Source organism: Streptomyces sp. NPDC057287 (assembly GCF_042667905.1).
GTDB lineage: Bacteria > Actinomycetota > Actinomycetes > Streptomycetales > Streptomycetaceae > Streptomyces.
Map to the genome: position 1 here is coordinate 82,348 of NZ_JBHUYV010000025.1, position 23,094 is coordinate 105,441.

The window sequence follows — 23,094 nt, forward strand, 5'->3', positions numbered from 1 at the left end:
GGGCGGGCCGCTGAGCGGCCCGCCCTTCCTCACATCCGGTCCGTCACGCGCCGAGCAGCGTCCGCACCCGGTCCGCCCCGACCGCGAGGAGCAGCGTGGGCAGGCGCGGCCCGGTGTCACGGCCGACGAGCAGCCGGTACAGCAGCGCGAAGAAGGAGCGCTGGGCCACCTTCAGCTCCGGCGTCGGCTTGGCGTCCGGCGCCAGGCCCTCCAGCACCTTCGGCACTCCGTAGACGAGCGTGGTCAGCCCGTCCAGCGACCAGTGCGTGTCGAGCCCTTCCAGCAGCAGCCGCAGTGACTCGCGGCCCTGCTCGTCCAGGGAGCCGAGCAGCTCCTTGTCCGGCTCGTCGCGGACGATGGTGCGGGCCTCGGCCGGGACCTGGGTGGTGATCCAGTTCTCGGCGCGGTCGAGCCGGGGCCGGGCCTCGTCGAGCGAGGTCAGCGGGTTCTCGGGGTCGAGCTCGCTGAGGATGCGCAGCGTCTGGTCCTCGGCGCCGGCTGTGATGTCGGCGACCGAGGCGAGCGTGCGGTACGGCAGCGGGCGGGGGGTGCTGGGCAGCTCCCCGGCGGCCGTGCCGACGGCCCGTGCGTAGGCGGCGGCGTCGGCGGGCAGCACCGTGCCGTCGGCCACCTTGCGGGCCAGCGAGTCCCACTCGTCGTAGAGCCGCTGGATCTCCTGGTCGAAGGCGATCTTGAAGGACTGGTTCGGCCTGCGGCGCGCGTACAGCCAGCGCAGCAGCGGCGCCTCCATGATCTTCAGCGCGTCGGCCGGGGTCGGCACGCCGCCCTTGCTGGACGACATCTTCGCCATGCCGGAGATCCCGACGAACGCGTACATCGGGCCGATCGGCTGGACGCCGTCGAAGACCTCGCGCACGATCTGGCCGCCGACCACGAAGGAGGAGCCCGGCGAGGAGTGGTCCACGCCGCTGGGCTCGAAGATCACGCCCTCGTAGGCCCAGCGCATCGGCCAGTCGACCTTCCAGACCAGCTTGCCGCGGTTGAACTCGTTGAGCCGGACCGTCTCGGCGAAGCCGCAGGCCGAGCAGGTGTAGTTCAGCTCGGTCGTGTCGTCGTCGTAGGACGTGACGACGGTGAGGTCCTTCTCGCAGTTGCCGCAGTAGGGCTTGTACGGGAAGTACCCCGCGGAGCCGGAGCCGCCGTCGTCCTCGTCCGCCGCGCCGGAGCCCTCGGCCGCTTCCAGCTCGGCCTCGTCGACCTTCTTCTGCTGCGGCTTCTTGCCGCCCTTGGCCCCCGCCGCACCGTCCTTCTTGGTGCGGTAGCGGTCCAGGACGGCGTCGATGTCGGACCGGTGCTTCATCGCGTGCAGGACCTGCTCGCGGTAGGTGCCCGCCAGATACTGCTCGGTCTGGCTGATGCCGTCGTACTCGACACCCAGCTCGTCCAGCGCCGTCGTCATCGCGGCCTTGAAGTGCTCGGCCCAGTTCGGGTACGCCGACCCGGCCGGGGCGGGCACCGAGGTCAGCGGCTTGCCGATGTGCGCCTGCCAGGAGTCGTCGACACCCTCGACGCCGTTCGGCACCTTGCGGTAGCGGTCGTAGTCGTCCCAGGAGATCAGGTGGCGCACGGTGTACCCGCGGCGGCGGATCTCGTCGGCGACGAGGTGCGGGGTCATGACCTCGCGGAGGTTGCCCAGGTGGATCGGGCCCGACGGGGAGAGGCCGGACGCGACGACGACCGGTTTGCCAGGCGCACGTCGCTCCGATTCGGCGATGACATCGTCCGCGAAGCGGGAGACCCAGTCGGTCTCGGTGCTGCTCTGACTCGAAGCCACGGTCGGCACGTCCTTCTCTCGTGTAGGACTCGTAGGGGCGTCCCCCAGCAGGGGCACACCCATTCTCCCAGGTACCACCCGCAGCGCGAAAACGGCTTTGCACCCCGTGGGATACTGGGGTGATCCTTTGCCCCCTACGGAAACGGCAGCCGGCTCATGGCTTCGGTCCCTTCCCTCGCTTCCACGCTCCAGCAGCAGCTGGCGGACGCCCTGACGGCAGCTCTGCCGGATGCCGGCACCGCGGACCCGCTGCTGCGCCGAAGCGACCGGGCCGACTTCCAGGCCAACGGCATCCTCGCGCTCGCCAAGAAGCTCAAGGGCAACCCCCGCGAGCTGGCGTCCCAGGTCACGGCGGCCCTTCCGGCGGGTGGGCTGATCAAGGAGATCGAGGTCTCCGGCCCCGGCTTCCTCAACATCACCCTCACCGACCGGGCGATCGTGGAGACCCTCGCCGCCCGTGCGGCCGACGGCGACCGGCTCGGCGTCCCGCTGAAGTCGTCCGCGGGCACGACCGTCGTCGACTACGCCCAGCCGAACGTGGCCAAGGAGATGCACGTCGGCCACCTGCGGTCGGCGGTCATCGGTGACGCCGTGGTCCAGATCCTCGAGTTCACCGGCGAGAACGTCGTCAGGCGTCACCACATCGGCGACTGGGGCACGCAGTTCGGCATGCTCATCCAGTACCTCCTGGAGCACCCGGACGAGCTGAAGCACGAGGGCGACCAGGCCGACGGCGAGGCGGCGATGTCGTCGCTGAACCGCGTCTACAAGGCGTCGCGGGTCCTCTTCGACTCCGACGAGGAGTTCAAGGCGCGCTCCCGCGACCGGGTGGTGGCCCTCCAGGCCGGCGAGCCGGAGACGCTGGCGCACTGGCAGCGCTTCGTCGACGAGTCGAAGATCTACTTCTACTCCGTCTTCGACAAGCTCGACATGGTCATCGACGACCCCGACATCGTCGGTGAGTCCGGTTACAACGACATGCTCGAGGAGACCTGCCGGATCCTGGAGGAGACGGGCGTCGCCGTCCGCTCCGAGGGCGCGCTGTGCGTGTTCTTCGACGACGTGAAGGGCCCGGACGGCAACCCGGTCCCGCTGATCGTCAAGAAGACCAACGGCGGCTACGGCTACGCGGCCACCGACCTCTCCGCGATCCGCGACCGGGTGCAGGGCCTCAAGGCCGACACCCTGGTCTACGTCGTCGACGCCCGGCAGTCCCTGCACTTCAAGATGGTCTTCGAGACGGCCCGCCGCGCCGGCTGGCTCAACGACGACGTCAAGGCGCACCAGTTGGCCTTCGGCACGGTCCTCGGCAAGGACGGCAAGCCCTTCAAGACCCGTGAGGGCGTCACCGTCCGGCTGGAGGACCTCCTCGACGAGGCCGTCGAGCGGGCCACCGCCGTGGTCCGGGAGAAGGCCGAGAAGGTGGGCCTCTCCGAGGACGAGATCGTCGAGAACGGCCGGTACGTCGGTGTGGGCGCCGTGAAGTACGCCGACCTGTCGACCTCCGCCGTGCGGGACTACAAGTTCGACCTGGACCAGATGGTGTCGCTGAACGGCGACACGTCGGTGTACCTCCAGTACGCCTACGCCCGGATCCGCTCCATCCTCCGCAAGGCGGGCGACGCGAAGCCCGCCGCGCACCCGGAGCTGGAGCTGGCCCCGGCGGAGCGCGCGCTGGGCCTGCACCTGGACCAGTTCGGCGGGGTCCTGGAGGAGGTGGCCGAGGGGTACGAGCCGCACAAGCTGGCCGCGTACCTCTACCAGCTGGCCTCGCACCTCACCACGTTCTACGACCAGTGCCAGGTCCTGAGCGACGAGAACCCGGCGGAGGTCGTCGAGAACCGGCTGTTCCTCGTCGAGCTGACCGCCCGCACCCTGCACCAGGGCATGAAGCTGCTCGGCATCCGGACGCCCGAGCGCCTCTGACTCCGCCCCGGCCGCCGCTGCGGCGTCCGGGCGCACCACGGGAATCGCCCGTGCGGGACACCGTCCCGCACGGGCGATTCCTTTCGGGCCGCCGGTCAGCCGTGCGCGGCGGCGAACATGCCCGGCTCGTAGGAGCCGCCCTTCTGGTGCGTGATCACGGCTAGCCGGTTGGCGGCGTTGATCAGCGCGACCAACGCGATCAGCGCGGCGGTCTGGTCGTCGTCGTAGTGCTTGCGCACCTGGTCCCACGTCTCGTCCGACACGCCCTGGTGGGCGTCGGCGAGCCGGGTGCCCTCCTCCGCGAGCGCCAGCGCCGCCCGCTCGGCCTCGGTGAACACGGTGGACTCGCGCCAGACGGCGACCAGGTGGAGCCTGACCGCCGTCTCACCGGCGGCCGAGGCCTCCTTGACGTGCATGTCGACGCAGTGGCCGCATCCGTTGATCTGGCTGGCGCGCAGCGACACCAGCTCCTGCGTGGACTGCGGCAGCGGTGACTGCTGGAGCACCACGGCCATGCCGGCGAACCGCTTGGCGAACCGGCTGCCGACCTCGTTCTCGAACAGGTTGAACCGTGCGTTCATCGTGTCGTCCTCACTCGTGTGTCCTGCACCGGATGAACAAGAGATGCCGACGGCACGCACGGTGTGACGGGCCGCCCGTGTGACGAGCGCCACCTCTCGCGGTTGTCACAGACCGGCGGGGCGCGGCGTCCTGTGCACAGGAGACCGTCGAGGCCGACAGGCAGGAGCAGCCGATGGAGAGCGGACGCACGGAGGGCCAGCCGGCCGACGAGGGAGGCGCCGATCCCGCCACCGAGGCGTTCGTCGCCCACCGCAACCTGCTCTTCACCGTCGCCTACGAGATGCTCGGCTCGGCCGCCGACGCCGAGGACGTCCTGCAGGAGACGTGGCTCCGGTGGGCGGGCGTCGACCTCGGCACGGTGCGCGACCGGCGTGCCTACCTGGTGCGGATCACCACCCGGCAGGCGCTCGGCCGCCTGCGCACGCTCGGCCGCCGCAAGGAGTCCTACGTCGGCACCTGGCTTCCCGAACCGCTGCTCACCGCGCCGGACGTGGCCGACGACGTCGAGCTGGCCGACAGCGTCTCCATGGCGATGCTGCTGGTGATGGAGACACTCGCGCCGGGCGAGCGGGCGGTGTTCGTGCTGCGCGAGGTGTTCGACCTCGGATACGAGGAGATCGCCGACGCGGTCGGCAAGAGCCCGGCCGCCGTCCGCCAGACCGCCCACCGCGCACGGGCGCACGTCGCGGCACGCCGGCCGCGCGGGGCCGTCTCCCGTGCCGAGACCAGGGACGCGCTCGACGCGTTCAGGCGCGCCGTGGAAACGGGCGATCTTCAGGGCCTGCTCGACGTCCTCGCCCCCGATGCCGTTCTCCTCGGGGACGGCGGAGGAGTCAGGCAGGCCGTCCTCCGGCCCGTCGTAGGGGCCGACAAGGTGGCCAGGCTACTGATCGGCGGGCTCGGCAGGGCCGCCGGGCTGTCGCTGCGGACGGCACATGTCAATGCCTGCCCGGCGCTGGTCGTCAGGCTCGGCGGCGCACTCGACACCGTGGTGACCGTGCGCATCGACGACGGGCTCATCACCGGCCTCTACGCCGTGCGCAACCCCGAGAAGCTGTCACGCATGGAGCAGGAGACCGTCCTGAGCCGCTGAGGCGACGGCCGGGCCGCCCCCGGCCCGGCCGTCACTGGTCCTCCGGGCCCCACTCCTCCGGGACCCATTGCGCCGTGTCCGAGCGGTAGTAGTACGACGGCCGGGCCGTGAGGCTGCTCGTACGGAAGGGCTTGCCCCCGTCGTCGATGCGCAGGACCCCGCTCCTGCCGCCGCTGGTCCACTCCAGCTCCAGGTACCAGGTCACGTCGTGCCCCTCCACGTGCGCGTCGAGGTTGAAGACCTCGACATCGGTGGAGCTCACCCGGTACGGGAAGTCCTTCGCGGGGACGACCGTGTCCCCTTCGGTCCCCGCGACGGGCTTCGAGCGCGGCCGGCTGTCGTCCAGGTCGATATCGAAGGAGCGCGGCGTGATCCCGCTCCCGCAGCCGTTGCCCATCGAGTACGCGGAGCGGGCGAGCGCCGCGTCGCGCCCGAGCACCCGTACATGCAGCCCGTTCAGCACGACCGCCTCACCGGACGTCCCCTGGACGGTGAGTTCGAGCATCATGTCGCCCCCGTCCACACCGCCGAGGGCTCGCGCCCAGCCACGGGTGTCCTGGGGCGGGGGCGGCGGAGGGACGTCGTCGGGCTCCTGGTCGAGCAGGTAGTACTGCCCGCACGGCGACTCCCAGTTGTACGAGCTGATGGTGGCGTGGACGGGTACCCCGTCGCTCCGCGGCTCACGCGAGGGGGCCGGGGGCGTCGCCGGGCCACCGCGCGCGCCACTCGGCGAGGACGTGCTCGTCCCGGGTGTCGCGGAAGGACTGCCGCTGCTGCTCGGCTTCCCGCTCCCGCTCCCGCTCGCACGGCCGCTCGGCCCCACGGGAGCGTCGCTGAACGCCGCGTCCGACTGCTTGTCGTCGGCCGGCGCGTCGTTGCCGAGCCCCCGCACGACGAGAGCCGCAGGCACGGTGAGCGCCACGACCGCCACGGCGGTGAGCAGGACACGCAGTCTCCGGGGGGTGCGGCGGGGGGCGGCGGCCCCGCGCCGGGGGCCCTCGGGTGTCACGTCCTCCGACAGGGATTCCGCTTCGAGTCCGTGCTCTGATTCCGCTTCAGGTTCGGCGCCGTCGGGAGCCTCGGCCTCGGATGCCGCCGGCACCGGCACGGCCGGCCCGGCTCCGGGCGGAGACGGCAGGGCGGGAGCGGCAGGAGCAGGGTCGGCGAGGGCGCCCGGGGCAGTGGCAGGGGCGCCGGAGTCACCGGCGGCTCCGTCCGCCTCCGGCTTCCTCGTCCCGCGCCGCTTCGCCTCGTCGGCGAGGATCCACTTCCGGTGCAGCGCCATCAGCTCGTCGGCCGAGGCCCGGCACACCCGCGCGAAGCGCTCGACGGGCGCGTAGTCATGAGGGACCGCATCCCCGTTGCAGTACCGGTGGACGGTCGACGTGCTCATGTGCAGCTTCTGGGCGAGCGCCCCGTAGCTGAGCCCGGACCGCTCCTTCAGCCCTCTGAGCAGCTCCGCGAAATCCTGGATCTCTGTGCCCACCCCGACCGTTCCCCTTCCGTTCCTTCCCGGAAAGGCATTCCAGGGAGGTGATGTCCGCGCAGGTCAGAGGGCGCGAAAGCGTTCCAGCGTCCCGCATGCCCCGACAGCCGTTGCGACCGGATTCCGGGGCTGGAAAGGATGTGGACACACCGCGGCGTTCCCCGCGACCCGTACATCCCACCCTCACCCGTCCCGGGAGCCGCCGTGCGCAATCGACCTGAACTGAGCCTGACCGACGCGGTAGCCGCGGGAGTGCTGATCGTCTGCGTCGCGGTCGTCATCGCACTCCTGTAACGCCTCTGACCATGCGTCACCGCTCAGTACACCCGCCCGCACGTCAGGGCGCCAACTCGGCGCTCCGGGCACTCACCACCTTCGAACGGGGAGAACCACTCATGCGCAACCTTCGTTTCCGCCGCGCCGCCCGCACCTCCGCCCTGGGCACCGCCGCACTGATCGCGGCCCTGTCGCTGACCGCCTGCCAGAGCGGCAGCCCGTCGGCTGCGGAAGGCTCCGGTGACTCGGCCGCCCAGGCGCCGGCCGAGGGCACCTCCGCGGCCCCGGCGGCGGACACGAGCGAGGGGACGACCGGAAACTCGGGGGCCACCGGCTCCGGTTCGGGCACCGGAAGTGATTCCGGTTCCTCCACCGCGAAGCCCGCCGCGAACGCCGCGAAGCCTACGGCCGAACAGGTCAACAGCAGCGGCACCGGCGCGTCCCCGGTCACCTGCACCGGCGCGAACACGAAGCTCACGATGACGAGTGTTCAGCGCCCCATCAACCACATGCTGCTCACGGTGACCAACACCGGCTCGAAGCCCTGCTACGCCTACTCCTACCCGTTCCTCCGGTTCGGCGAGGCGCAGTCCGTGCCCCAGGTCGTGGAGGACAGCATCCCGCAATCCGTGGTCGTCCTCTCCCCCGGCGAGTCCGCGTACACCGGCGTCATGACCTCGTCCGCCGACGGCAGCGGCTCCGGCGGTTACTCGACCAAGGACCTGGCCGTCGGCTTCCAGGGCCGCGACGGCGGCTCCGCGGGCGCCATGGTGAACGTCCCGCTCGGCAAGAAGGTCTACGTCGACAGCACACTGGCCGTGACGTACTGGCAGACCGACATGGACGACGCCCTCATGTACTGACCGGCTCGACATGGGCAGGGCAGGGCCGCGACGGGCTCCCGGAACGTCGCAGCCCTGCCCTCTGTGGCATTGATCACAGCGAAAGCACAGACGGAGGAGGCAACTGCCCCCTTTCACCTTCTCTGTCCGCCGCAAGAGTGTGGTATTGGCGGGAACGTGTGAAGAAAGCGTGACGCCGGATCACCTTCACGGTCATACGATCACCTCACGTCGCATCTGCGTGACCCATTTCCGCTGGCGACCCCTTCTTCTTTTTTTGCTGTTCCGTACCCCGAAGGGCCCTTGTGAAGATTCGCCGCATTCTTGCCACAGCTGTTGCCGCCGCAGTCACCACGCCGCTGGTCCTGCTGTCGGTCACCCCCGCCTTCGCAGACGACAAGCCGGCCTCGCAGACGCAGAACAAGCCGTCCGTCGCGGAGCTGGAGATAGCCGCCGCCGCGGCACAGGCGGTGTACGACGACGCCGTAGCGGCCGTGGAGGCCGCCAAGGCGGTGCTGGAGGCACTCGACACCGACGCCTCTCCCCTGAAGGTGGCCTACGACGCCGCCAAGGCGGTGGCCGTGGAAGCCGCCACCACAAAGACCACCGCCGACCAGGACGTCCTCGACGCCCAGGCCGCGATCGACGCCCTCCCGGAGACGGCCACCGACGAGGACAAGGCCGCCGCCGAGGCCGTGCTCACCGGGGCGCAGGCAGCCGCCAAGACCGCCGACGAGGCCAAGACCACCGCCGACGCCGAGGTCCTGAAGGCCGAGGACGCGTGGGACGACGCGCGGGTCGAGGCGGCGCGAGCCATCGGCACGGCGCAGAAGGCGGCCAAGGCCGCGCTCGCCGACAAGGACGCCGCCGACGAGGCGCTGGCCAAGGCGAAGGAGGAGGAGGCCGAGGGCGGCGGCGAGGACGAGACCTGCGTCCCCGAGGCCAAGCTCACCACGGTCGTCACGGGCCTGCCGTCCACCGTCGTCGCCGGCACGAAGACCGACTTCAAGCTCCGGGTGACCAACGGCACCACCAAGACGATGGACGAGGTGTACCCCTTCGCCTACGTCCACGCGACCGACAAGACCGGCCTCAAGGACCTCGACCACCTGGTGCACCTGCAGTGGTCCTCCGCCTCGTCCTCCGCGTGGAAGAACGTGGACAACGAGAACTACATGGACCGCATCAGCCCGCTGAAGGCCGGCGCCCACGCCGACATCAAGATGCGCCTTTCCATCGACGCCAAGGCCCCCGCGGGCAACGGCGTCACCTTCGTCGCCGGTGACTACTGGAACGACAACGGCACCTGCGGCGGGAGTCCTGACCTCGAGGGCTACGAGTTCATGATCGCCGCGGCGGGCACCAAGCCCGGCAAGGTCCCGGACGCCCAGCCGAGCTCCAAGCCCAACTCCAACCTCTCGCCGCAGACCGGTGCGTCGGCCACCCCGACGAGCGGCAGCCTCGCCGCCACCGGCTCGTCCGACGCGACGTCGCAGCTCGCCCTGGCGAGCGGCGCGGCCCTGGCGATCGGCGCGGGCGCGGTGTTCGTCGTACGCCGCCGCAAGGCCGGCTCCCACGCCTGACCCACGGGGCGGGATGCCGGCCAGGCACCCCACCGCTCCAGGCGAGTGACCACCCGGCGGGCCCGGCACCGAGCAACGGTGCCGGGCCCGCCGCTGTGTCACGACGCGATCCTCACATCGGCGCGGGCCCGGAGAACACGCACCACACGACCTTCCCGGGGTCCCGCTCCCCGACACCCCACCGGTCGGCGAGCGCGTCCACCAGCAGCAGCCCGCGCCCCGACTCCCCGCAGGGCTCCCGCACCACCGGCACTCCGCCCCCGCTGTCGTGCACCTCCACGAGCAGCTCGCGCCCTCCCTCCACGAGCCTCAGCCTCACGAGGAAGCCCCGCCCGGGCGGCACGCCGTGCAGCAGCGCATTGGTCGCCAGCTCGCTCACGCACAGCAGCACGTCGTCCGCCCGCGCCTCGAATCCCCAGTCAGCCGCCGCCGTACCCACGAACTCCCGGACAGCGGGGACGGACCGGCGCTCACGGCGGCAGAACCGCTCGCGCAGCAGGGAGGGTTGCATCGTCTCGTTCACGGGACGATGGTCACTCTCTGTGCATACCCTCAGGCAGTAGGTGAACCCGTACAGATTTCTTGTACGGGCCGCGCATGCGTGAAGTACGTACGAGGGCGGGGAGTCCGACCGTATGCACCCCAGGAAGCGGCAGCGCAAGAACGCGTCCGCCATGAAGCTCGTCGGCAAGCTGGTCGGTCTGTTCCGCATGACGGCGGACCTCACCCAGGCCCAGCTGGCGGACCGGGCCGCCGTCCAGCTGGAGACGATCGCCTCCATCGAACAGGGCCGCCGCGCGCTGCTGCCCGACCTCGCCCGCCGCCTGGACCAGCTCCTGGGCACGAAGGGCGCGCTGGAGACGGCGGTGGACAACCTGCCGGAGGTGGACCTGATCCCGGCGTGGGCGGAGCAGTACATGGACCTGGAACGGGAGGCGCTGGCGCTGTCGTGGTACGACAGCCACGTAATTCCGGGGCTACTCCAGACCGAGGCATACGCGAAGGCGGTCTTCCGCAACCGAGTGCCCGCGTTCAGCGACGACGAGGTCGCCGCTCAGGCAACTGCCCGCCTTGAACGCCAGGAGATCCTGCGCCGCAGCAATCCACCAACGATCAGCATGGTGGTCTGGGAGGCCGCTCTCATGCTTCAACTATTGCCGAAGCGGCAATACCTGGAGCAACTGCGTCACCTACACACGTGCGCCCTGTTGCCAGGGGTCTGCCTCCAGATCCTGCCCCTCGTCAGCAGGAGCCACGCTGGGCTCGACGGCCCGTTCACCTTGCTGGAGACCCCAGAACACCAGTACATCGCCTACTCCGAGACGCAACGGGGAAGCCAGCTCGTCTCCGACCCGAATGAGGTCAGCATCCTGTCGCAGAAATATGCAATGCTGCGAGCTCAGGCACGTAGCCCTGAGGAGACTTTGGGCCTGCTGGACCGTCTGCTGGGAGAGTGATGGGCACCGCAATGCACTGGTTCAAGTCCAGCTACAGCGGCAGCGAAGGCGGCCAGTGCCTCGAAGTGGCTTACGAATGGCGCAAGTCCAGCTACAGCGGCAGCGACGACGGCAACTGCATCGAAGTCGCCGCCCACCCCAGCGCCATCCACGTCCGCGACTCCAAGAACCCCGACGGCCCCACCTTTACCGTCGCCCCCGCCGCCTGGTCGTCCTTCGCCGCCTACGCCGCAGCCCGGGGCTGACCACGTAGCCGTGGCGGACGCAGCGGGCGAGATCGAGCTGAGCACCCAGGACCTCCGCGAGGTGACGGCCTTCGCCGCAGCGTGCGCGGACAGCACACTGGAGGCCTTCGAGGCCGAGCAGCCCGACGACACGCGCCCTCGTGAAGCGATCGGCGCCGCCTGGGAGTTCGCGCGGGGCGGCGAGCGTGGAAAGGCTCTGCGCGACACGGCGTGGGCAGCGCTCAAGGCGGCGAAGTGCGCGGACACCCCGGCCGGCCGCGAGGCGGCGAGGGCCGCGATGGCGGCTGCGGGCGCCGCCTACCTGCATCCGCTGCCCAAGCCCACCCAGGTCAAGCACATCCTGGGGGCAGCCGCCCACGCGGCCAGGGCGGCCGAGCTGCTCGCCGGCGACGATCCGGCCGTGGGAGCCGATCGTGTCGAGGAGGCGGTGGGGCGCGCGACGCCGGGCGTCGTGGACGTACTCGCCCGCTATCCGGCGGCGCCGACCGGCGGCGGACGTGTCGGCGAGCTGACCCGCCTGCTGGACGCAGGCCTTCGCCGGTGACGGGCCCCGCACGCCCCCGCACATGACGACCCGCGCCGAAACCAGGGTCCGAACGGTCGAGGTCAGTCGGCGGCGGGCTCGGGCCGGGGCTCCGCCGGGAAGAGGATCGGGCTGAGCAGATGCCGTGTGCGTTCCGGCGCCGGACCGAAGGCCAGGCGGGGGACGATCACGGCACGCAACTCGGCGATCATCTGCTGGAGTTCGTCCGGGTCGAGCCACAGCGCGTGCTGACGGAAGCCGACCAGGTCGGCGGACGGGTCGGCCCCCTCGCCGTGGGCGTACGCGTTGAACTCCGCCGTCAGGGTGGCCATGGCGACCGCGAAGGCCCGGCGGTAGTCCTCGGGTGACAGGGATGCCGCTGTCGCGGCGTCGATCACCGCGCGGTCGCGCACCAGCCGGTAGCGCCGCTCGACGGCGCCGCGCACGCGCTGCTCCTCCTCGACGGCCAAGAGACCGCCCTCAGCCAGCAGGCCGACGTGCCGGTAGACGGTGGCCTTCGAGACATCGGGCAGCAGAGCGCAGAGCTCGGTCGTCGTGCGGGTCCGCCCGTCGTGCATGGCGTGCACGATGCGCATCCGCACCGGGTGCAGCAGCAGATCAACCGTTTCCATGGACGCATGTTCTCATCTTCGATACCTTTCTCAAACTTGAGAAGGGAGGCGCTCCCATGCCGCGCCCCACGCCCGAAGCAACGCGCTCCCGACCTCCGCTGGGGCAGCTGTACGAGGTCTCCGGCCGCCGACTGATGCTTCACCGCTCCGGGGAGGGCGGCCCCGCGGTGGTCTTCCTCCCCGGCGCCGGTCAGGTGGGTCTGGACTACCTGAACATCCACGACCGGACGGCCGGAACCACCACCAGCGTGCTCTACGACCGGGCCGGCACCGGCTGGAGCGACTCGGCCGCGCTCCCCCGCACCGCCGCCGACGTCACCACCGAGCTCCACACCCTCCTCCGGACAGCGGGCGTGCCGGGCCCGTACGTCCTCGTCGGCCACTCCCTGGGCGGCGCGTACGCCCGCCACTTCGCCCACCACCACCCGGAGGACGTGGCGGGGCTGCTCCTGCTGGACCCCTTCCACGAGGACCTCCACGAGCTCGCCCCGCAGGAGGCACGCGAGAGGCTCACCGCGCTCCACCGCATGGAGATACCGGAACTGTCGCCGGACCAGCTCGACCAGGCCCGCCGACAGGCAGCCCCCCTCTTCGCCAAGTGGCCCGACGCCGTACGCGGTCCACTCGCCGAGCACCACGCCACCGCGGCATGGAAGGCCGGTCTGCGCGAGGACCGCAACCTCTACGACGAGGTCGCCGAGGAGCTGAGAACCGCACGGGCCCTGCCCGGCATCCCCCTGATCGTGGTCACCGCCCTGGGCCACGACGACACCCAGGCCCAGCTGTGGTCGGACGACGTGCTCCGGTGGATCAACGACACCAAGTCGGACCTCCACGCCCGGCTGGCGTCCTCGGTCCCGCGCGGTGAGCACCGCACCCTCCCCGACGCAGGTCACGGCTGGCTGCACGAGGAGAGCCAGGACGCCGTGCTCCAGGCGATCCTGGACCTCCTGGACCGCGCCTGAGGACTGCCCCGTCCCCGGCGGATCAGCGTCCACCGCCCAGCGCCCCCGTGGTGTGGCGCGGGTCACCGGAACCCCCCGCCCGGACCGGAGAGGTAGGTGGTGTGAGGTGTGAGGAACAGCGAGATGGGGAGCGCATGCGTGCACGGATCAGGGCGGGCGATCACGAGGCGTTCGCCGCGCTCTACGAGGAGTACGCGCGGGCGGTCTACAACCACGCCTACCGGCTGACGGGCAACTGGTCGACGGCCGAGGAAGTGATGTCCGAGACCTTCCTGGCAGCATGGCGCACCCGTCACACCGTCGAGCCGGAGGGCGGCTCGCTGCGGCCGTGGGTGCTCGGGATCGCCACGAACAAGGCGCGCAACGCCAACCGCGGCATCCGCCGGCGCCTGGCCTTCCTGTCCCGGGACCCCGCCCCGGGACCGGTGGTGGACATCGCTGACGCCACGGCCGGACACGTCGACGACGTACGGCGGCTCGCCGCGGTGGGGCAGGCACTCGACGGGCTCCGCCGCCACGAACGCGAGGTGCTGGTGCTCTGCGTCTGGTCCGGGCTGGACTACGCCGAGGCGGCCGAGGCCCTGGGCATCCCGGTGGGCACCGTGCGCTCCCGGCTGTCCCGTGCCCGTGCCCGGTTGCGCCGGCTCACCGACGAGCGGCTCGGCCCGTCAGCAGCGGACGGGCCCGCGCGGGAGCCACACCCCGGAGGAGAAGTCCGGTCCGGCCGGGAACCCCGCCCGGGCCGCGGAGAGGTAGGGAGCAGGGCCGCGTTCGTGGCCCTGCCCATCCAGGAGGAAGCCCGATGAACGACCGTACCTCCGGCCCCGAGCGGGCCGAACGCGAGGAAATGGCCCGGCTGTTGCCGGCCCCGGCCGAACGGGACCTGCCCCCTGGCCGTCACCTCCACCACAAGGACACCCTGATGCGTCTGATCGACCAGGACGGCGACCGCGCCACCGCACGCCCCCGCCTCCTGCGCCCCGCCGTCCTGCTGCCCGCCGCCGGACTGGCCCTGGGCGGCGTACTGCTCACCACGCTCGCCGTGACCGGCCAGGACAGCGCTCCGGCGCCGTCCGCCGCGGGCACCGGCTCCGCCGCCACGGCCCCGCGCGGCGCGGCCGTGCTGCTGGACCGGATCGCCTCGGTCGCCTCGAAGAGCGGTGAACAGAAGCCCAACGGCGACCAGTTCGTGTACGTCAGGACGCTGACGGCCGAGAACGAGGGCATGTTCGACGGCCCGGTGAAGCTGACCGAGCCGCGCGAGCGTGAGGTCTGGATGACGCAGGAGTCGGGGCCGGTGACCGATGAGGGCCTGATCCACCAGGACGGCTCGTACATCCCGATCACCGTCGGGGTCCCGGACGGTGAGAAGCCCGTCGGCTACCCGGCGGGCCTCAGCCGGCCGACGTACACATGGCTGGCCTCCCTGCCCACCGACCCCGACGCCCTGCTGCGGCGGCTCGCCACCGAGATCACCACGGACCAGGACGCGCGTGACACCCCGGCCGAGGACCGGGACCCGGACCGGGACGCGTTCGACACCATCGGTGAGCTGCTGCGGGAGACGGTGATGCCGCCGAGGACCGCGTCCGCCCTCTACAGGGCAGCGGCGAGGATCCCCGGCGTGACCGAGGACCCCGACGCGGTGGACGCGGCCGGCCGGCACGGGATCGGCGTGGCCCGCGACGACACCCGGGCCGGTTGGCGAACCGCCTGGATCTTCGACCCGACCACCCTGGAGTACCTGGGCGAACGGAGCTACCTCATCAGGGACACCTCCATGGGCAGGAAAGGCACCCTGATCAACCGGTCGGCCGTCCTGGAGCGCGCGGTCGTCGACGCCCTCCGCGAAAGGCCGTCGGCCGGGAAGCCGTCGACGACCACCTGATCCCGCGCGGAGAGCTGCCGGGGCGCGGCCGTGCGCCCCGGCACCGGTCACATGAGTCGCCTCCAGGACGGTGTGGGGGGATGCGGGGGACGGTGCGTCAGATCCAGGGGCCGGCGCTGAGGGCCGCGTACCAGCGGTCCGCCATCTTGGCGTAGCCACCGGCGTTGGGGTGGACACCGTCGGCGAGGTCGGCGGTGCCCAGCGCGTCGTGCATGGGCACGAAGTGGACGTGCCGGCCCTGCGCCGCCCAGGCCTCGACGACGCCGGGTACGGCCCCGTTGTACGCCGCGGCACGCTGCTCCAGGACCGGGTCGGAGAAGGGGACGATGTCGCTGACGAACAGGTCGGCGTCCGGGGCTGTCGCCGTGATGTGGTCGATGAGCGCGGAGAGCCGTCCCGGAGCCCCGGCCACGTCCCGGTCCTGCACGACGTCGTTGGTGCCGATGTGCAGAAGCACGCTGCGCGGGCCGGTGGCCTGGAGCCACCCCGTGATCTGCGCGTCGATCTCGTCGATCCGCCAGCCGGAGTGGCCCTCGTGGTCGTGGTCCCCCAGCTCCGGGGGCCCGTTGAACCCGGAACCGACGAAGTCGTCGGTCCGCCCGTCGGCAGCCGCACGCTGCCACAGCCGGGTGCGGTACCCACCGGGCACGTTGAAGCCGTCGGTGATGGAGTCGCCCAACGGCATGATCCGCAGTCCGCCGTTGGATTCGGCGCTCGCGGTGCCCGGCGCGCCCAGGGCGAGGACGCATGCGGCCGCCACGGAGGCGCAGAGCGCCCCGGCACGGCGTCTGCGGGTGGGACGGCCGGCGGCGGGTGCGCCGGGGGAAGGCGGGTTCGAGGCACGCATCATGTCTCCAGGGGGTGTGTTCCGGTGGGGGGAAACGGCGCCGTTCAGCTGTGGTGCTTGAAGTCGCCGAGGCTGTCCAGGGTGATGACGTGCGGGTCGTCGTAGACCTTCTTGAGGAAGTCCACGGGGTTGCTCACCCCGTCGGTCAGGAAGTCGCCGCCCCAGGTCACGAACCAGCTCCAGTCCGAGCGGTAGGCGCGCATCAGCTCGGGGTCCGGGACCGGGCCGACCTCCGTGAGCGCCGCGGGCTTCGTGTCGCCGGTGAGGGACACCAGGCGTTCGTACGTGCCGGACACGGGCCCGTGGTCGCCGGCCTGCGGATAGGAGTCGGCGCTCACCACGTCCACCACGTCGTCGCCCGGGTACCAGGCGGGGTCGACCGAGTTCCACACCCAGATCAGGTTGTGCAGACCGTTGTGGACGGTCATCCGCTCGTACATCAGGCGGTACAGCTCCTTGGCGGGCCCGGCACCCTTCGCGCCCCACCAGAACCAGCCGCCCTCCGCCTCGTGCAAGGGGCGCCAGAGCACGGGCACCCCGGCGTCCTGGAGCCGCGCCAGCTGCGCCGAGATCGCGTCGATGTCACGGAGCAGGAGCCGGTGGTCCTCCGACTGGGGGTCCGCCAGCGCCGCGGCGACGTCGAAGGTGCTGGCGTCGGTGTAGAAGCCGCGCCACCACTCCTTGCCCGGCTGGTCGATGAGGTGGCTGGGCGCGTTCCAGTGCCACACGAAGGTGGTCATGCCCCCGCGCCGGTCCCAGTCGAGGGCGTGCTCCACCTCGGACGAGGCCGCGCCGTGCTCCACCCTGCTGGGCGAGTAATCCATCATGTCCAGACCCGCGACGGCCGGGGCCTTGCCGACGTTTCGCTCCAGCCATTCGATGTTGGTGGTGTCCTGCTGCCCGCTGAGCGTGTCGGTCCCGTAGTGGTCGGACAGGTAGGAGAGCAGGGAGCGCGCTTCGGGGGTGGCCTGCGGATCGACCGGTACGCCGCCGAGCTGATGGGCCGGACGGTCCGGTACGGGGCGGACGGTCAACGAGTCGATCTGGTAGTAGCCCCAGCCGCTGTGGACGGTCACCACGTTGCCGGTGTCCTTGAGCAGGACCCTGCCTGCGTCCGCGTCACCGAACGCGGTGCCGCCCGGCAGGACCAGATCGCCGAGGCCGGTTCCGTTCACCTCCAGGCCGGTGTGCTTGTCCCCGTACGGGGAGCGGTAGCGCACGGTCAGCGAGTAGAGCCCTGCGGGCGTGTCCGGCAGCGGGATCCGCACGCTGTCGGCCTCACTGTCGAACCCCTCGACGTATCCGGTGCCCGAGTAACCGGGTTCGGCGGCGCCGACGGTGACACCGTCCAGGGTGCCGTCCTCGGCCTCGGCGGTGACGTCGGCGGCCGGAGCGGCCGCCCGGGGGGCGGCCGCGGCCGGTAAGGCCTGCGGGAGAGCCACGGCCGCGAGCAGGGCCAGCGCGATGCCTGCCGTGGCCACTCGGGTTCTGCTCAGGGTGGGAGTCACTGAAGTCTCGTTTCGTGGGGGAAACCGTGACGGATGGGGCGTGGGGGGACGAGCCCCTGTCCCGCGCCCTGGGCCGGGTGGCCGGGAGCGGGACAGGGCTGGCTTCCGTCGCCGGCTGTGGGGCAGCCGGCAGCCCCAGGGAGCGGGGGAGCGCTCCCATCAACGCTTCGGGCATACGGAGGCGGACATCGTGCGCTGCTCGCCGAGCGGTTCTTACATCGATGTAATAGAACTTTTTAGGCACTCCCGAGCGCCCCGTCAACGCCTGTGACAGAAGAAGCCTGTGACGACCCGTCGGCTCCTCGCCTCCGCACGGCCACCGGAACACGCGCCGGACGGGCGCGGCAGGAGGAGCGGAGGACACGGCGGACCGGGCGCATGCGCCGGCCACCCGGCCCGGGGGCCGGTCCCGTAGCAGCCGACCGGAGACGCTCCGGTGTCCGATCCGTCCAGGACGAGGACGGGCCGGCTGGGTAGCGTCGCCGCCATGACCACATCCGACGCCGGATCCCGGCACCTCAGCATTCACATCGACCGCCCCGCCGGCCAGGTCTACGCCTACGCGTCGGACCCGTCCCACCTCCCCGAGTGGGCGGCGGGGCTCGGGGCAGCGGTCGAGGAGACCGACGGGCAGTGGATCGCCGACTCCCCCATGGGACGCGTCGTGGTCGACTTCGCGCCCAGGAACGACTTCGGCGTCCTCGATCACCACGTCACCCTGCCCTCAGGCGAGACCGTCTACAACCCGGTACGCGTGATCGCGGACGGCCCCGGCTGCGAGGTCGTGTTCACGCTGCGCCACCGGCCGGGCGTGAGCGCGGAGGAGTTCCGCAGCGACGAGGCCGCGGTCTCCGCCGACCTCGCGACGCTCAAGCGGATCGTCGAACGGGCCTGAGCCCCCGGGCCCGACAGCCGAGCAGGGGCAAGGCCCAAGGCCAGGGCATGACGTTTCGTCAGGGGGGGCTGTCAGTGGCAGACCCTAGGGTGACCGGTCATGGCGACCCTTCCCAACCAACTGCCCTCGCTCGCCCTCCCGGCAGGCACGCTCGTGGACACCACCGGCGACGGACCGTGGCACGAGCCCCTGCTCTGGTACGCGGACGCGCCCGCACGGCCGGGCGACTGGACCCGGCTGCGGGCCACCGGCCGCCCGCTCGGGCTGCTCCCGGTGCTGATCGACACCGGCCGCCGCGACGAGGGCCCCCAGGAGTGGGAGCTCTGCCCGGCCGACACCAGCTACCCCGGCGACCACGACGCCGAGGAGGTCCTCGCCGAGGCCTGGGAGGCCTACGCCTCGGACGAGCTGGAGGAGGAGTCCGCCCGGTGGCCGGGCCTGGCCCCCGGGCCCGCCGCCAGCACGCCGGAGACCCCGGACGAACTGGCCGCCGAGATAGCCGACATGCTCACGGACTCCGTACGGGCGGCCCTCGTGCCCGCCCGCCGCAGTGCGGACATCCCGGCGGCCATCGGCTGGTCGGGCCCGCTCAACCACGAGAACGACGTGGCCCGGCTCTGCGCCGTACTGCGCTCATGGGAGGACCGCTTCGACATCCGGGTCGTCGCCCTCGGCTTCGACACCCTGACGGTGTCCGTGGGACGGCCTCCGACCACTGCGGCGGAAGCCCGGGCCCTGGCGGCCGAGCACTTCGCCTTCTGCCCGGACAACGTCGAGGCGGTCCCTCCGAACGGCATGGACGTCTACGCCGAGAAGCACCTCCTGGGCCAGGAGACGTGGTCCTTCTGGTGGGACTGAGGCCGTCCGGGTCGCGCGACGGACAACCCGCGTGCGACGGGCCGGGAGAGCCGGTAGGGTCGCGATCTTCGGCCGGCGGAAGCCACCGGAGTCCCTGAGGTCGTGCTGCCACCGATGAACCGCGAAGCCACTCCCGCCCGCCTCCGGCTCGACCGGGCGCTGGACCGGTTGACCGTCACCTTCCGAGGAATGACCGCTCACCGCGACGAAGCCAACTGCACCTGCCACTGGGGCAGCGAGGAAGAACTCGCCCTCCTGAAGGTCCCGGACGTGGAGCTCGACCCGGACCTCCTGCGCCGCACCTGGGACGCCCCCGACTGGACCGATCACGACTCCGTCCTGCGCCGCGTCCTGCCCCAGTTCGCCAGGGAGCTGACCAGCGGCGACGTGAAACCCATGTTCGGCATGTACGAGGTCGGCAAGTCGTTCGTCCGAGGCCACTGGCAGCAGTGGCCGGAGCCTCAGCGCCTGGCGGTCCAGGAGTTCCTGGACGCCTGGTGGGGCCACACCCTCGTCGAGCCGGAGCCCGCCGTCCCCGCCCATGAGCTCCTCGCCCTGTGCGTCGAGGCGTCCGGCACACTCACGCCGTGGCTGGACACCTGGGCGGCGCTCGACCACGGCGCCACCGACCGGCACCTGGCCGAAGCGGCTGCCCGATGGGAGTACCACCTGCTGGGGGACGAGCTTCCGTGGGACGCGTGGGAAAGCGACGAGGACGCCCTCCGCGTCGAACTCGCGGCCTGGCTGGTCCGTCACGCGCCCGCACGGCTCCGGGCCCAGGACGCTCCTGAGGAGCTGCTGCACCGGATACGGCTCATCGGGCTGACCGGCTCCGCCCGCTGGGAGGACCCGCACTGGCCCGACCGCGTCTACTGAGGCATTCTCCCGGGCTCAGGGCGCTTTGAGCAGGTCGCGAAGCCCGGCGACGTACGTCGGACGTCTCGCTCGGCGGGCAGGTCCTCGGGAGCCGGGACCGCCTCGGGTCCCGACAGGCGGCAGGAGCGGCAGAGGCCGTCGGTGAGAGCTCCTGGGCGGCCGGGTGCACCGCACTCGGTGCACTCCATCATCGCCCGGGGCACGGGAGCGCCGGACACGGGCGGTTCCGGGGCGGCGGGCACCTGCGGCGGGAGCTTGCCGGCGAGACGGCAGCGGACGAAGCCGACCGGCGAGTCGACCTGCTCGGGGAGCCCGGCGGACAGGGCGTGCTTCAGGTAGTCGGCGTCCACGCCACGGGCGAACCACTCGGCGGCCAGCGGCTCCAGGACGGCGCAGTCGGCAGCCGAGAGCGCCAGACGGGCATCCACGCGGCCGAGTCGGGCCAGCGCGGCGTACGCGGGCGAAGGACCTTCCGGCACGGCCGGGGCGGGCTCCTGCGCCCGCTGCTCCGGCACGGACGGACCGAGGTCCTGCGCCCGCTGCTCCGGCACGGACGGGTCAGGTTCCGGCACCCGCTGCTGCGGCACGACGGGGGCCACCGGCCGGACGACCACGGGCTCGGCCACCGCCGCCTGCTCGCGCCCGGCGCGGACGAGGGCCGCCCACCACTCGTTGTCCCTGGCGGTCCGGGACCAGAACGTGCGGAACACCCAGCGCACTTGACCGCCCTCGCCACCGACCAGGCACCGGACACGGCGCAGATACCCGGCGACCGAGAGGGCCTTCAGCGCCGAGGCCACGGCCTGCTGCCCGTAGAGCGGGAGCTGTTTGGCCAGACCCTTGACGTCCATGGCGGCACCCTCGGGCAGGTGGTCGATGAACCCGGCGATGCTGCGCTCCCGCAGGGGCAGGAGGCTGAAGTCGGCGGCGCGTCGCGGCTGCTGGTCCGGTGCGGAACGCTTGCCGTAACCGGGATGGGCCATCGGGTACGGGCGCGAGGAAGCGGGGGCGCTCAGGGCGGAGCTAAGGTGCTGGATAGCCACGGGATCGTCTCTCGATCTTGGGGTGAGACCCCGGCCTGGTGTTGTCAGCACCGCGTCGGGGTCGTTCGCTTCCGGCACCGTAAGCAACCGCGACTCTCCGCCGCAACTCGCTCACAATTAGTCATACTTGCTGCTCGTGACGGGTGAGGGAGGTCGGGGAGGTTTTCCCCGGCCCTTCTTTTCCCTCCCGGATACAAGAAGGCGCTCGGGTCCCGAAGCCCGCATCCCGGCCCTCGGATCCCGAAGCTCAAGCATCGGGCCCGACGGCCGCCCGGCATCCCTCGAACGAGTGACACGCCCCCTCCCGGCACTCGGGATCCGAGCTTCGGGACCCGAGCGCCCGAGCGCCCCCACATGAACGGGGCCCCTCACATGAACCGCGAGCTGCCCACCGGCCCGGACGACTTCAGCCGGGCCCGGTCGCCCCGCAGCCAGGTGCCGCGCACCCCCGCGACGAAGTCCGTCAGCACCTCCACGGGATCGGGCGGCGTCTGCCCGTCTCCCCCGTCCGGCTCCGGGTCGGACGCCACGATCTCCGCGGCGATCTCCGCCTCCGGCCGCGCGTCGGGCTCCCCGGTCTCCACCTCGCCGTCGGGGCCCGGCATCAGCCGCTCACCCCACGGCGCCACGACCGACTGATGGAGGAAGGTGACGCTGTCGGCGGCGACGGCGGGCGGATCGGTCCAGCAGCTCGCGTGCTCGTGCAGGACCTGCCCCGGCGTCCGGTGGAAGAGCTGCCCGACGACTTCCTCGCCCCGTTCCGCCCGTGCGGTGTCGTCCAGGTCGTAGGCGATGACGACGGTGTCCCCCCGGCCCGCCTCGAACGGCTCCGCCGGAAGACCCAGCACCTCGGCCGCCGCCAGCCCCAGGATCCTGCTCCCCCGGTCCGGCAGCAGGGACACCGAACGCGGTCGCACCTCGGCGGCGGCCAGCACCGACCGCAGCCGGAGCAGACCGTTCAGACACTGCTCGTGGCTGTCCTGCGTCCAGGCGTACCGCCCCGTCATCCCCGCGTCGAAGCCGAAGGGGGAGAGGGTGCCCAGCACCGTGCCGCCCATGACGTACTGCCAGCCCCGCAGATCCACCCGGTCGAGCGGGCTCACCGACCCGGCAGCCGTGCCGCGCTCCAGCACCAGATCCTGCCGGTCCCGTGCGCCCAGCCATATGTCGTCGTCGGGAGCGGGCAGTCGCGCGTGCTGACGGCGGGCCAGCTCCAGATCTCCCGCCAGCACGGCGTTGAAGACCAGGAGGTAGCGATCGGGCCAGTCGGCGAGACCGGACTCGTGCGCGCGCAGGACCTCGACGGCCTCGCCGTGCCGCCCCTCGCGCTCGTACGCCGAGACCAGCTCGCGCAGCACCCCCGACGACTCCGGCGCCAGGCGCAGAGCCTCCCGCAGCGCGGGTATCGCCAGGTAGGGCACCCCGCGCTCCACGCACGCGTACCCGTAGTCGTGGAGCGGGCGCACCCGGTCGGGGTGCGCGGCCAGCGTCCTGGCGGCCTCCCGCAGGTCGTCGAAGCCCGCCGCCCCGGCGGCCCGCCCGACGACGACCGCGACCTGCCCCAGCGGCGCCGAGGGGGCCTGCCTCAACTCGCGCAGCGCACCGGGGACATCACCCCCGTCGAGGCACTCCCAGGCCGCGGCCAGTTCGGGGGACCTGGGACGGCGATTCCTGCGTGAGAACATGCGTACGATCTTGACCGCCGACGCGGTCCGCGCTCAACCGGATTGATTCCGGAGCGGCATGGGCCGCGGGCCACGGCTCCGCAACGACC

Annotated in this window: 22 protein-coding genes; 13 read left to right on the forward strand and 9 right to left on the reverse strand. The window is 71.8% G+C overall.

Annotation, left to right across the window (positions count from 1 at the left end):
- Positions 1 to 43: 43 nt before the first annotated feature.
- On the reverse strand, positions 44 to 1,804 hold the full coding sequence (gene lysS, locus ACFUNE_RS34235; protein WP_383576223.1) for a lysine--tRNA ligase: 1,761 nt from the start codon (positions 1,802 to 1,804) through the stop codon (positions 44 to 46).
- A 147-nt stretch (positions 1,805 to 1,951) separates the two neighbouring features.
- On the opposite strand from lysS, the gene argS reads away from it, so the two are divergent.
- Positions 1,952 to 3,721: an arginine--tRNA ligase gene (gene argS / locus ACFUNE_RS34240; RefSeq protein ID WP_383576226.1), complete on the forward strand. Its 1,770-nt coding sequence runs from the start codon at positions 1,952 to 1,954 to the stop codon at positions 3,719 to 3,721.
- A 95-nt stretch (positions 3,722 to 3,816) separates the two neighbouring features.
- Here argS and ACFUNE_RS34245 read toward each other — a convergent pair whose 3' ends face one another.
- Positions 3,817 to 4,302 (reverse strand): carboxymuconolactone decarboxylase family protein, encoded by a 486-nt coding sequence (locus tag ACFUNE_RS34245; RefSeq protein WP_383576229.1) that lies wholly within the window; start codon positions 4,300 to 4,302, stop codon positions 3,817 to 3,819.
- 173 nt (positions 4,303 to 4,475) lie between these two features.
- On the opposite strand from ACFUNE_RS34245, the gene ACFUNE_RS34250 reads away from it, so the two are divergent.
- The gene (locus ACFUNE_RS34250) at positions 4,476 to 5,396 is read left to right on the forward strand and encodes an RNA polymerase sigma-70 factor (protein ID WP_383576231.1); all 921 of its coding nucleotides are present in this window, start codon (positions 4,476 to 4,478) and stop codon (positions 5,394 to 5,396) included.
- 31 nt (positions 5,397 to 5,427) lie between these two features.
- On the opposite strand, the gene ACFUNE_RS34255 is transcribed toward ACFUNE_RS34250, so the two are convergent.
- The gene (locus tag ACFUNE_RS34255) at positions 5,428 to 6,882 is read right to left on the reverse strand and encodes a helix-turn-helix domain-containing protein (RefSeq protein WP_383576234.1); all 1,455 of its coding nucleotides are present in this window, start codon (positions 6,880 to 6,882) and stop codon (positions 5,428 to 5,430) included.
- Positions 6,883 to 7,277: 395 nt separating this feature from the next.
- Between ACFUNE_RS34255 and ACFUNE_RS34260 the strand changes: the two genes are divergently transcribed.
- Positions 7,278 to 8,021 carry a DUF4232 domain-containing protein gene (locus ACFUNE_RS34260; protein ID WP_383576237.1) on the forward strand — a complete coding sequence of 248 codons (744 nt, stop codon included), beginning with the start codon at positions 7,278 to 7,280 and terminating at the stop codon, positions 8,019 to 8,021.
- Between the two features lie 284 nt (positions 8,022 to 8,305).
- A complete protein-coding gene (locus ACFUNE_RS34265; RefSeq protein WP_383576240.1) occupies positions 8,306 to 9,583 on the forward strand; it encodes an LAETG motif-containing sortase-dependent surface protein in 1,278 nt (425 codons plus the stop codon).
- Between the two features lie 112 nt (positions 9,584 to 9,695).
- Here the strand turns inward: ACFUNE_RS34265 and ACFUNE_RS34270 are convergent, their stop codons facing one another.
- Positions 9,696 to 10,106: an ATP-binding protein gene (locus tag ACFUNE_RS34270; RefSeq protein ID WP_383576243.1), complete on the reverse strand. Its 411-nt coding sequence runs from the start codon at positions 10,104 to 10,106 to the stop codon at positions 9,696 to 9,698.
- A gap of 151 nt (positions 10,107 to 10,257) precedes the next feature.
- On the opposite strand from ACFUNE_RS34270, the gene ACFUNE_RS34275 reads away from it, so the two are divergent.
- From ACFUNE_RS34275 to ACFUNE_RS34285, 3 genes are read left to right on the forward strand one after another with little or no spacing between them, the layout of a single operon-like run.
- Positions 10,258 to 11,040 (forward strand): Scr1 family TA system antitoxin-like transcriptional regulator, encoded by a 783-nt coding sequence (locus ACFUNE_RS34275; RefSeq protein WP_383576331.1) that lies wholly within the window; start codon positions 10,258 to 10,260, stop codon positions 11,038 to 11,040.
- Entirely contained in the window at positions 11,040 to 11,285 is a 246-nt protein-coding gene (locus tag ACFUNE_RS34280; RefSeq protein WP_383576246.1) for a DUF397 domain-containing protein, read from the forward strand. Before ACFUNE_RS34275 ends, ACFUNE_RS34280 begins: the two co-directional genes overlap by 1 nt.
- A 10-nt stretch (positions 11,286 to 11,295) precedes the next feature.
- Complete coding sequence (locus ACFUNE_RS34285) at positions 11,296 to 11,829, forward strand: putative immunity protein (protein ID WP_383576249.1); 534 nt, start codon at positions 11,296 to 11,298, stop codon at positions 11,827 to 11,829.
- Positions 11,830 to 11,891: 62 nt separating this feature from the next.
- On the opposite strand, the gene ACFUNE_RS34290 is transcribed toward ACFUNE_RS34285, so the two are convergent.
- The gene (locus tag ACFUNE_RS34290; protein ID WP_383576252.1) at positions 11,892 to 12,440 is read right to left on the reverse strand and encodes a helix-turn-helix domain-containing protein; all 549 of its coding nucleotides are present in this window, start codon (positions 12,438 to 12,440) and stop codon (positions 11,892 to 11,894) included.
- Between the two features lie 56 nt (positions 12,441 to 12,496).
- On the opposite strand from ACFUNE_RS34290, the gene ACFUNE_RS34295 reads away from it, so the two are divergent.
- The 3 genes from ACFUNE_RS34295 (at position 12,497) to ACFUNE_RS34305 (ending at position 15,293) form a co-directional block, all read left to right on the forward strand.
- On the forward strand, positions 12,497 to 13,405 hold the full coding sequence (locus ACFUNE_RS34295; protein WP_383576255.1) for an alpha/beta fold hydrolase: 909 nt from the start codon (positions 12,497 to 12,499) through the stop codon (positions 13,403 to 13,405).
- Positions 13,406 to 13,539: 134 nt separating this feature from the next.
- A complete protein-coding gene (locus ACFUNE_RS34300; protein ID WP_383576259.1) occupies positions 13,540 to 14,211 on the forward strand; it encodes an RNA polymerase sigma factor in 672 nt (223 codons plus the stop codon).
- Positions 14,208 to 15,293 carry a CU044_5270 family protein gene (locus tag ACFUNE_RS34305; protein ID WP_383576262.1) on the forward strand — a complete coding sequence of 362 codons (1,086 nt, stop codon included), beginning with the start codon at positions 14,208 to 14,210 and terminating at the stop codon, positions 15,291 to 15,293. The genes ACFUNE_RS34300 and ACFUNE_RS34305 overlap by 4 nt, the downstream gene beginning before the upstream one ends.
- A 97-nt stretch (positions 15,294 to 15,390) precedes the next feature.
- On the opposite strand, the gene ACFUNE_RS34310 is transcribed toward ACFUNE_RS34305, so the two are convergent.
- Positions 15,391 to 16,140 (reverse strand): SGNH/GDSL hydrolase family protein, encoded by a 750-nt coding sequence (locus tag ACFUNE_RS34310; RefSeq protein ID WP_383576265.1) that lies wholly within the window; start codon positions 16,138 to 16,140, stop codon positions 15,391 to 15,393.
- Positions 16,141 to 16,184: 44 nt separating this feature from the next.
- Positions 16,185 to 17,648, reverse strand: coding sequence for a glycosyl hydrolase (locus tag ACFUNE_RS34315; protein WP_383576268.1), 1,464 nt, complete (start codon positions 17,646 to 17,648; stop codon positions 16,185 to 16,187).
- A 487-nt stretch (positions 17,649 to 18,135) separates the two neighbouring features.
- On the opposite strand from ACFUNE_RS34315, the gene ACFUNE_RS34320 reads away from it, so the two are divergent.
- From ACFUNE_RS34320 to ACFUNE_RS34330, 3 genes are all read left to right on the forward strand, one after another.
- Complete coding sequence (locus ACFUNE_RS34320; RefSeq protein WP_383576271.1) at positions 18,136 to 18,543, forward strand: SRPBCC family protein; 408 nt, start codon at positions 18,136 to 18,138, stop codon at positions 18,541 to 18,543.
- A gap of 99 nt (positions 18,544 to 18,642) precedes the next feature.
- The gene (locus ACFUNE_RS34325; RefSeq protein WP_383576274.1) at positions 18,643 to 19,401 is read left to right on the forward strand and encodes a DUF4253 domain-containing protein; all 759 of its coding nucleotides are present in this window, start codon (positions 18,643 to 18,645) and stop codon (positions 19,399 to 19,401) included.
- Positions 19,402 to 19,515: 114 nt separating this feature from the next.
- Entirely contained in the window at positions 19,516 to 20,277 is a 762-nt protein-coding gene (locus ACFUNE_RS34330; protein ID WP_383576277.1) for a hypothetical protein, read from the forward strand.
- Here the strand turns inward: ACFUNE_RS34330 and ACFUNE_RS34335 are convergent.
- On the reverse strand, positions 20,271 to 21,320 hold the full coding sequence (locus tag ACFUNE_RS34335) for a MarR family transcriptional regulator (protein WP_383576280.1): 1,050 nt from the start codon (positions 21,318 to 21,320) through the stop codon (positions 20,271 to 20,273). The two genes, ACFUNE_RS34330 and ACFUNE_RS34335, sit on opposite strands and share 7 nt — an antisense overlap.
- 368 nt (positions 21,321 to 21,688) lie before the next feature.
- On the reverse strand, positions 21,689 to 23,005 hold the full coding sequence (locus ACFUNE_RS34340; RefSeq protein ID WP_383576282.1) for a hypothetical protein: 1,317 nt from the start codon (positions 23,003 to 23,005) through the stop codon (positions 21,689 to 21,691).
- Between the last annotated feature and the right edge of the window lie 89 nt (positions 23,006 to 23,094).

Bases quoted from the DNA above. Each gene is read 5' to 3' on its own strand.
- argS (WP_383576226.1), top strand. From the start codon at position 1,952: ATGGCTTCGGTCCCTTCCCTCGCTTCCACGCTCCAGCAGCAGCTGGCG.
- ACFUNE_RS34245 (WP_383576229.1), bottom strand. From the start codon at position 4,302: ATGAACGCACGGTTCAACCTGTTCGAGAACGAGGTCGGCAGCCGGTTC.
- ACFUNE_RS34250 (WP_383576231.1), top strand. From the start codon at position 4,476: ATGGAGAGCGGACGCACGGAGGGCCAGCCGGCCGACGAGGGAGGCGCC.
- ACFUNE_RS34260 (WP_383576237.1), top strand. From the start codon at position 7,278: ATGCGCAACCTTCGTTTCCGCCGCGCCGCCCGCACCTCCGCCCTGGGC.
- ACFUNE_RS34275 (WP_383576331.1), top strand. From the start codon at position 10,258: ATGAAGCTCGTCGGCAAGCTGGTCGGTCTGTTCCGCATGACGGCGGAC.
- ACFUNE_RS34280 (WP_383576246.1), top strand. From the start codon at position 11,040: ATGGGCACCGCAATGCACTGGTTCAAGTCCAGCTACAGCGGCAGCGAA.
- ACFUNE_RS34290 (WP_383576252.1), bottom strand. From the start codon at position 12,440: ATGGAAACGGTTGATCTGCTGCTGCACCCGGTGCGGATGCGCATCGTG.
- ACFUNE_RS34295 (WP_383576255.1), top strand. From the start codon at position 12,497: ATGCCGCGCCCCACGCCCGAAGCAACGCGCTCCCGACCTCCGCTGGGG.
- ACFUNE_RS34300 (WP_383576259.1), top strand. From the start codon at position 13,540: ATGCGTGCACGGATCAGGGCGGGCGATCACGAGGCGTTCGCCGCGCTC.
- ACFUNE_RS34305 (WP_383576262.1), top strand. From the start codon at position 14,208: ATGAACGACCGTACCTCCGGCCCCGAGCGGGCCGAACGCGAGGAAATG.
- ACFUNE_RS34310 (WP_383576265.1), bottom strand. From the start codon at position 16,140: ATGCGTGCCTCGAACCCGCCTTCCCCCGGCGCACCCGCCGCCGGCCGT.
- ACFUNE_RS34320 (WP_383576271.1), top strand. From the start codon at position 18,136: ATGACCACATCCGACGCCGGATCCCGGCACCTCAGCATTCACATCGAC.
- ACFUNE_RS34325 (WP_383576274.1), top strand. From the start codon at position 18,643: ATGGCGACCCTTCCCAACCAACTGCCCTCGCTCGCCCTCCCGGCAGGC.
- ACFUNE_RS34330 (WP_383576277.1), top strand. From the start codon at position 19,516: ATGAACCGCGAAGCCACTCCCGCCCGCCTCCGGCTCGACCGGGCGCTG.
- ACFUNE_RS34340 (WP_383576282.1), bottom strand. From the start codon at position 23,005: ATGTTCTCACGCAGGAATCGCCGTCCCAGGTCCCCCGAACTGGCCGCG.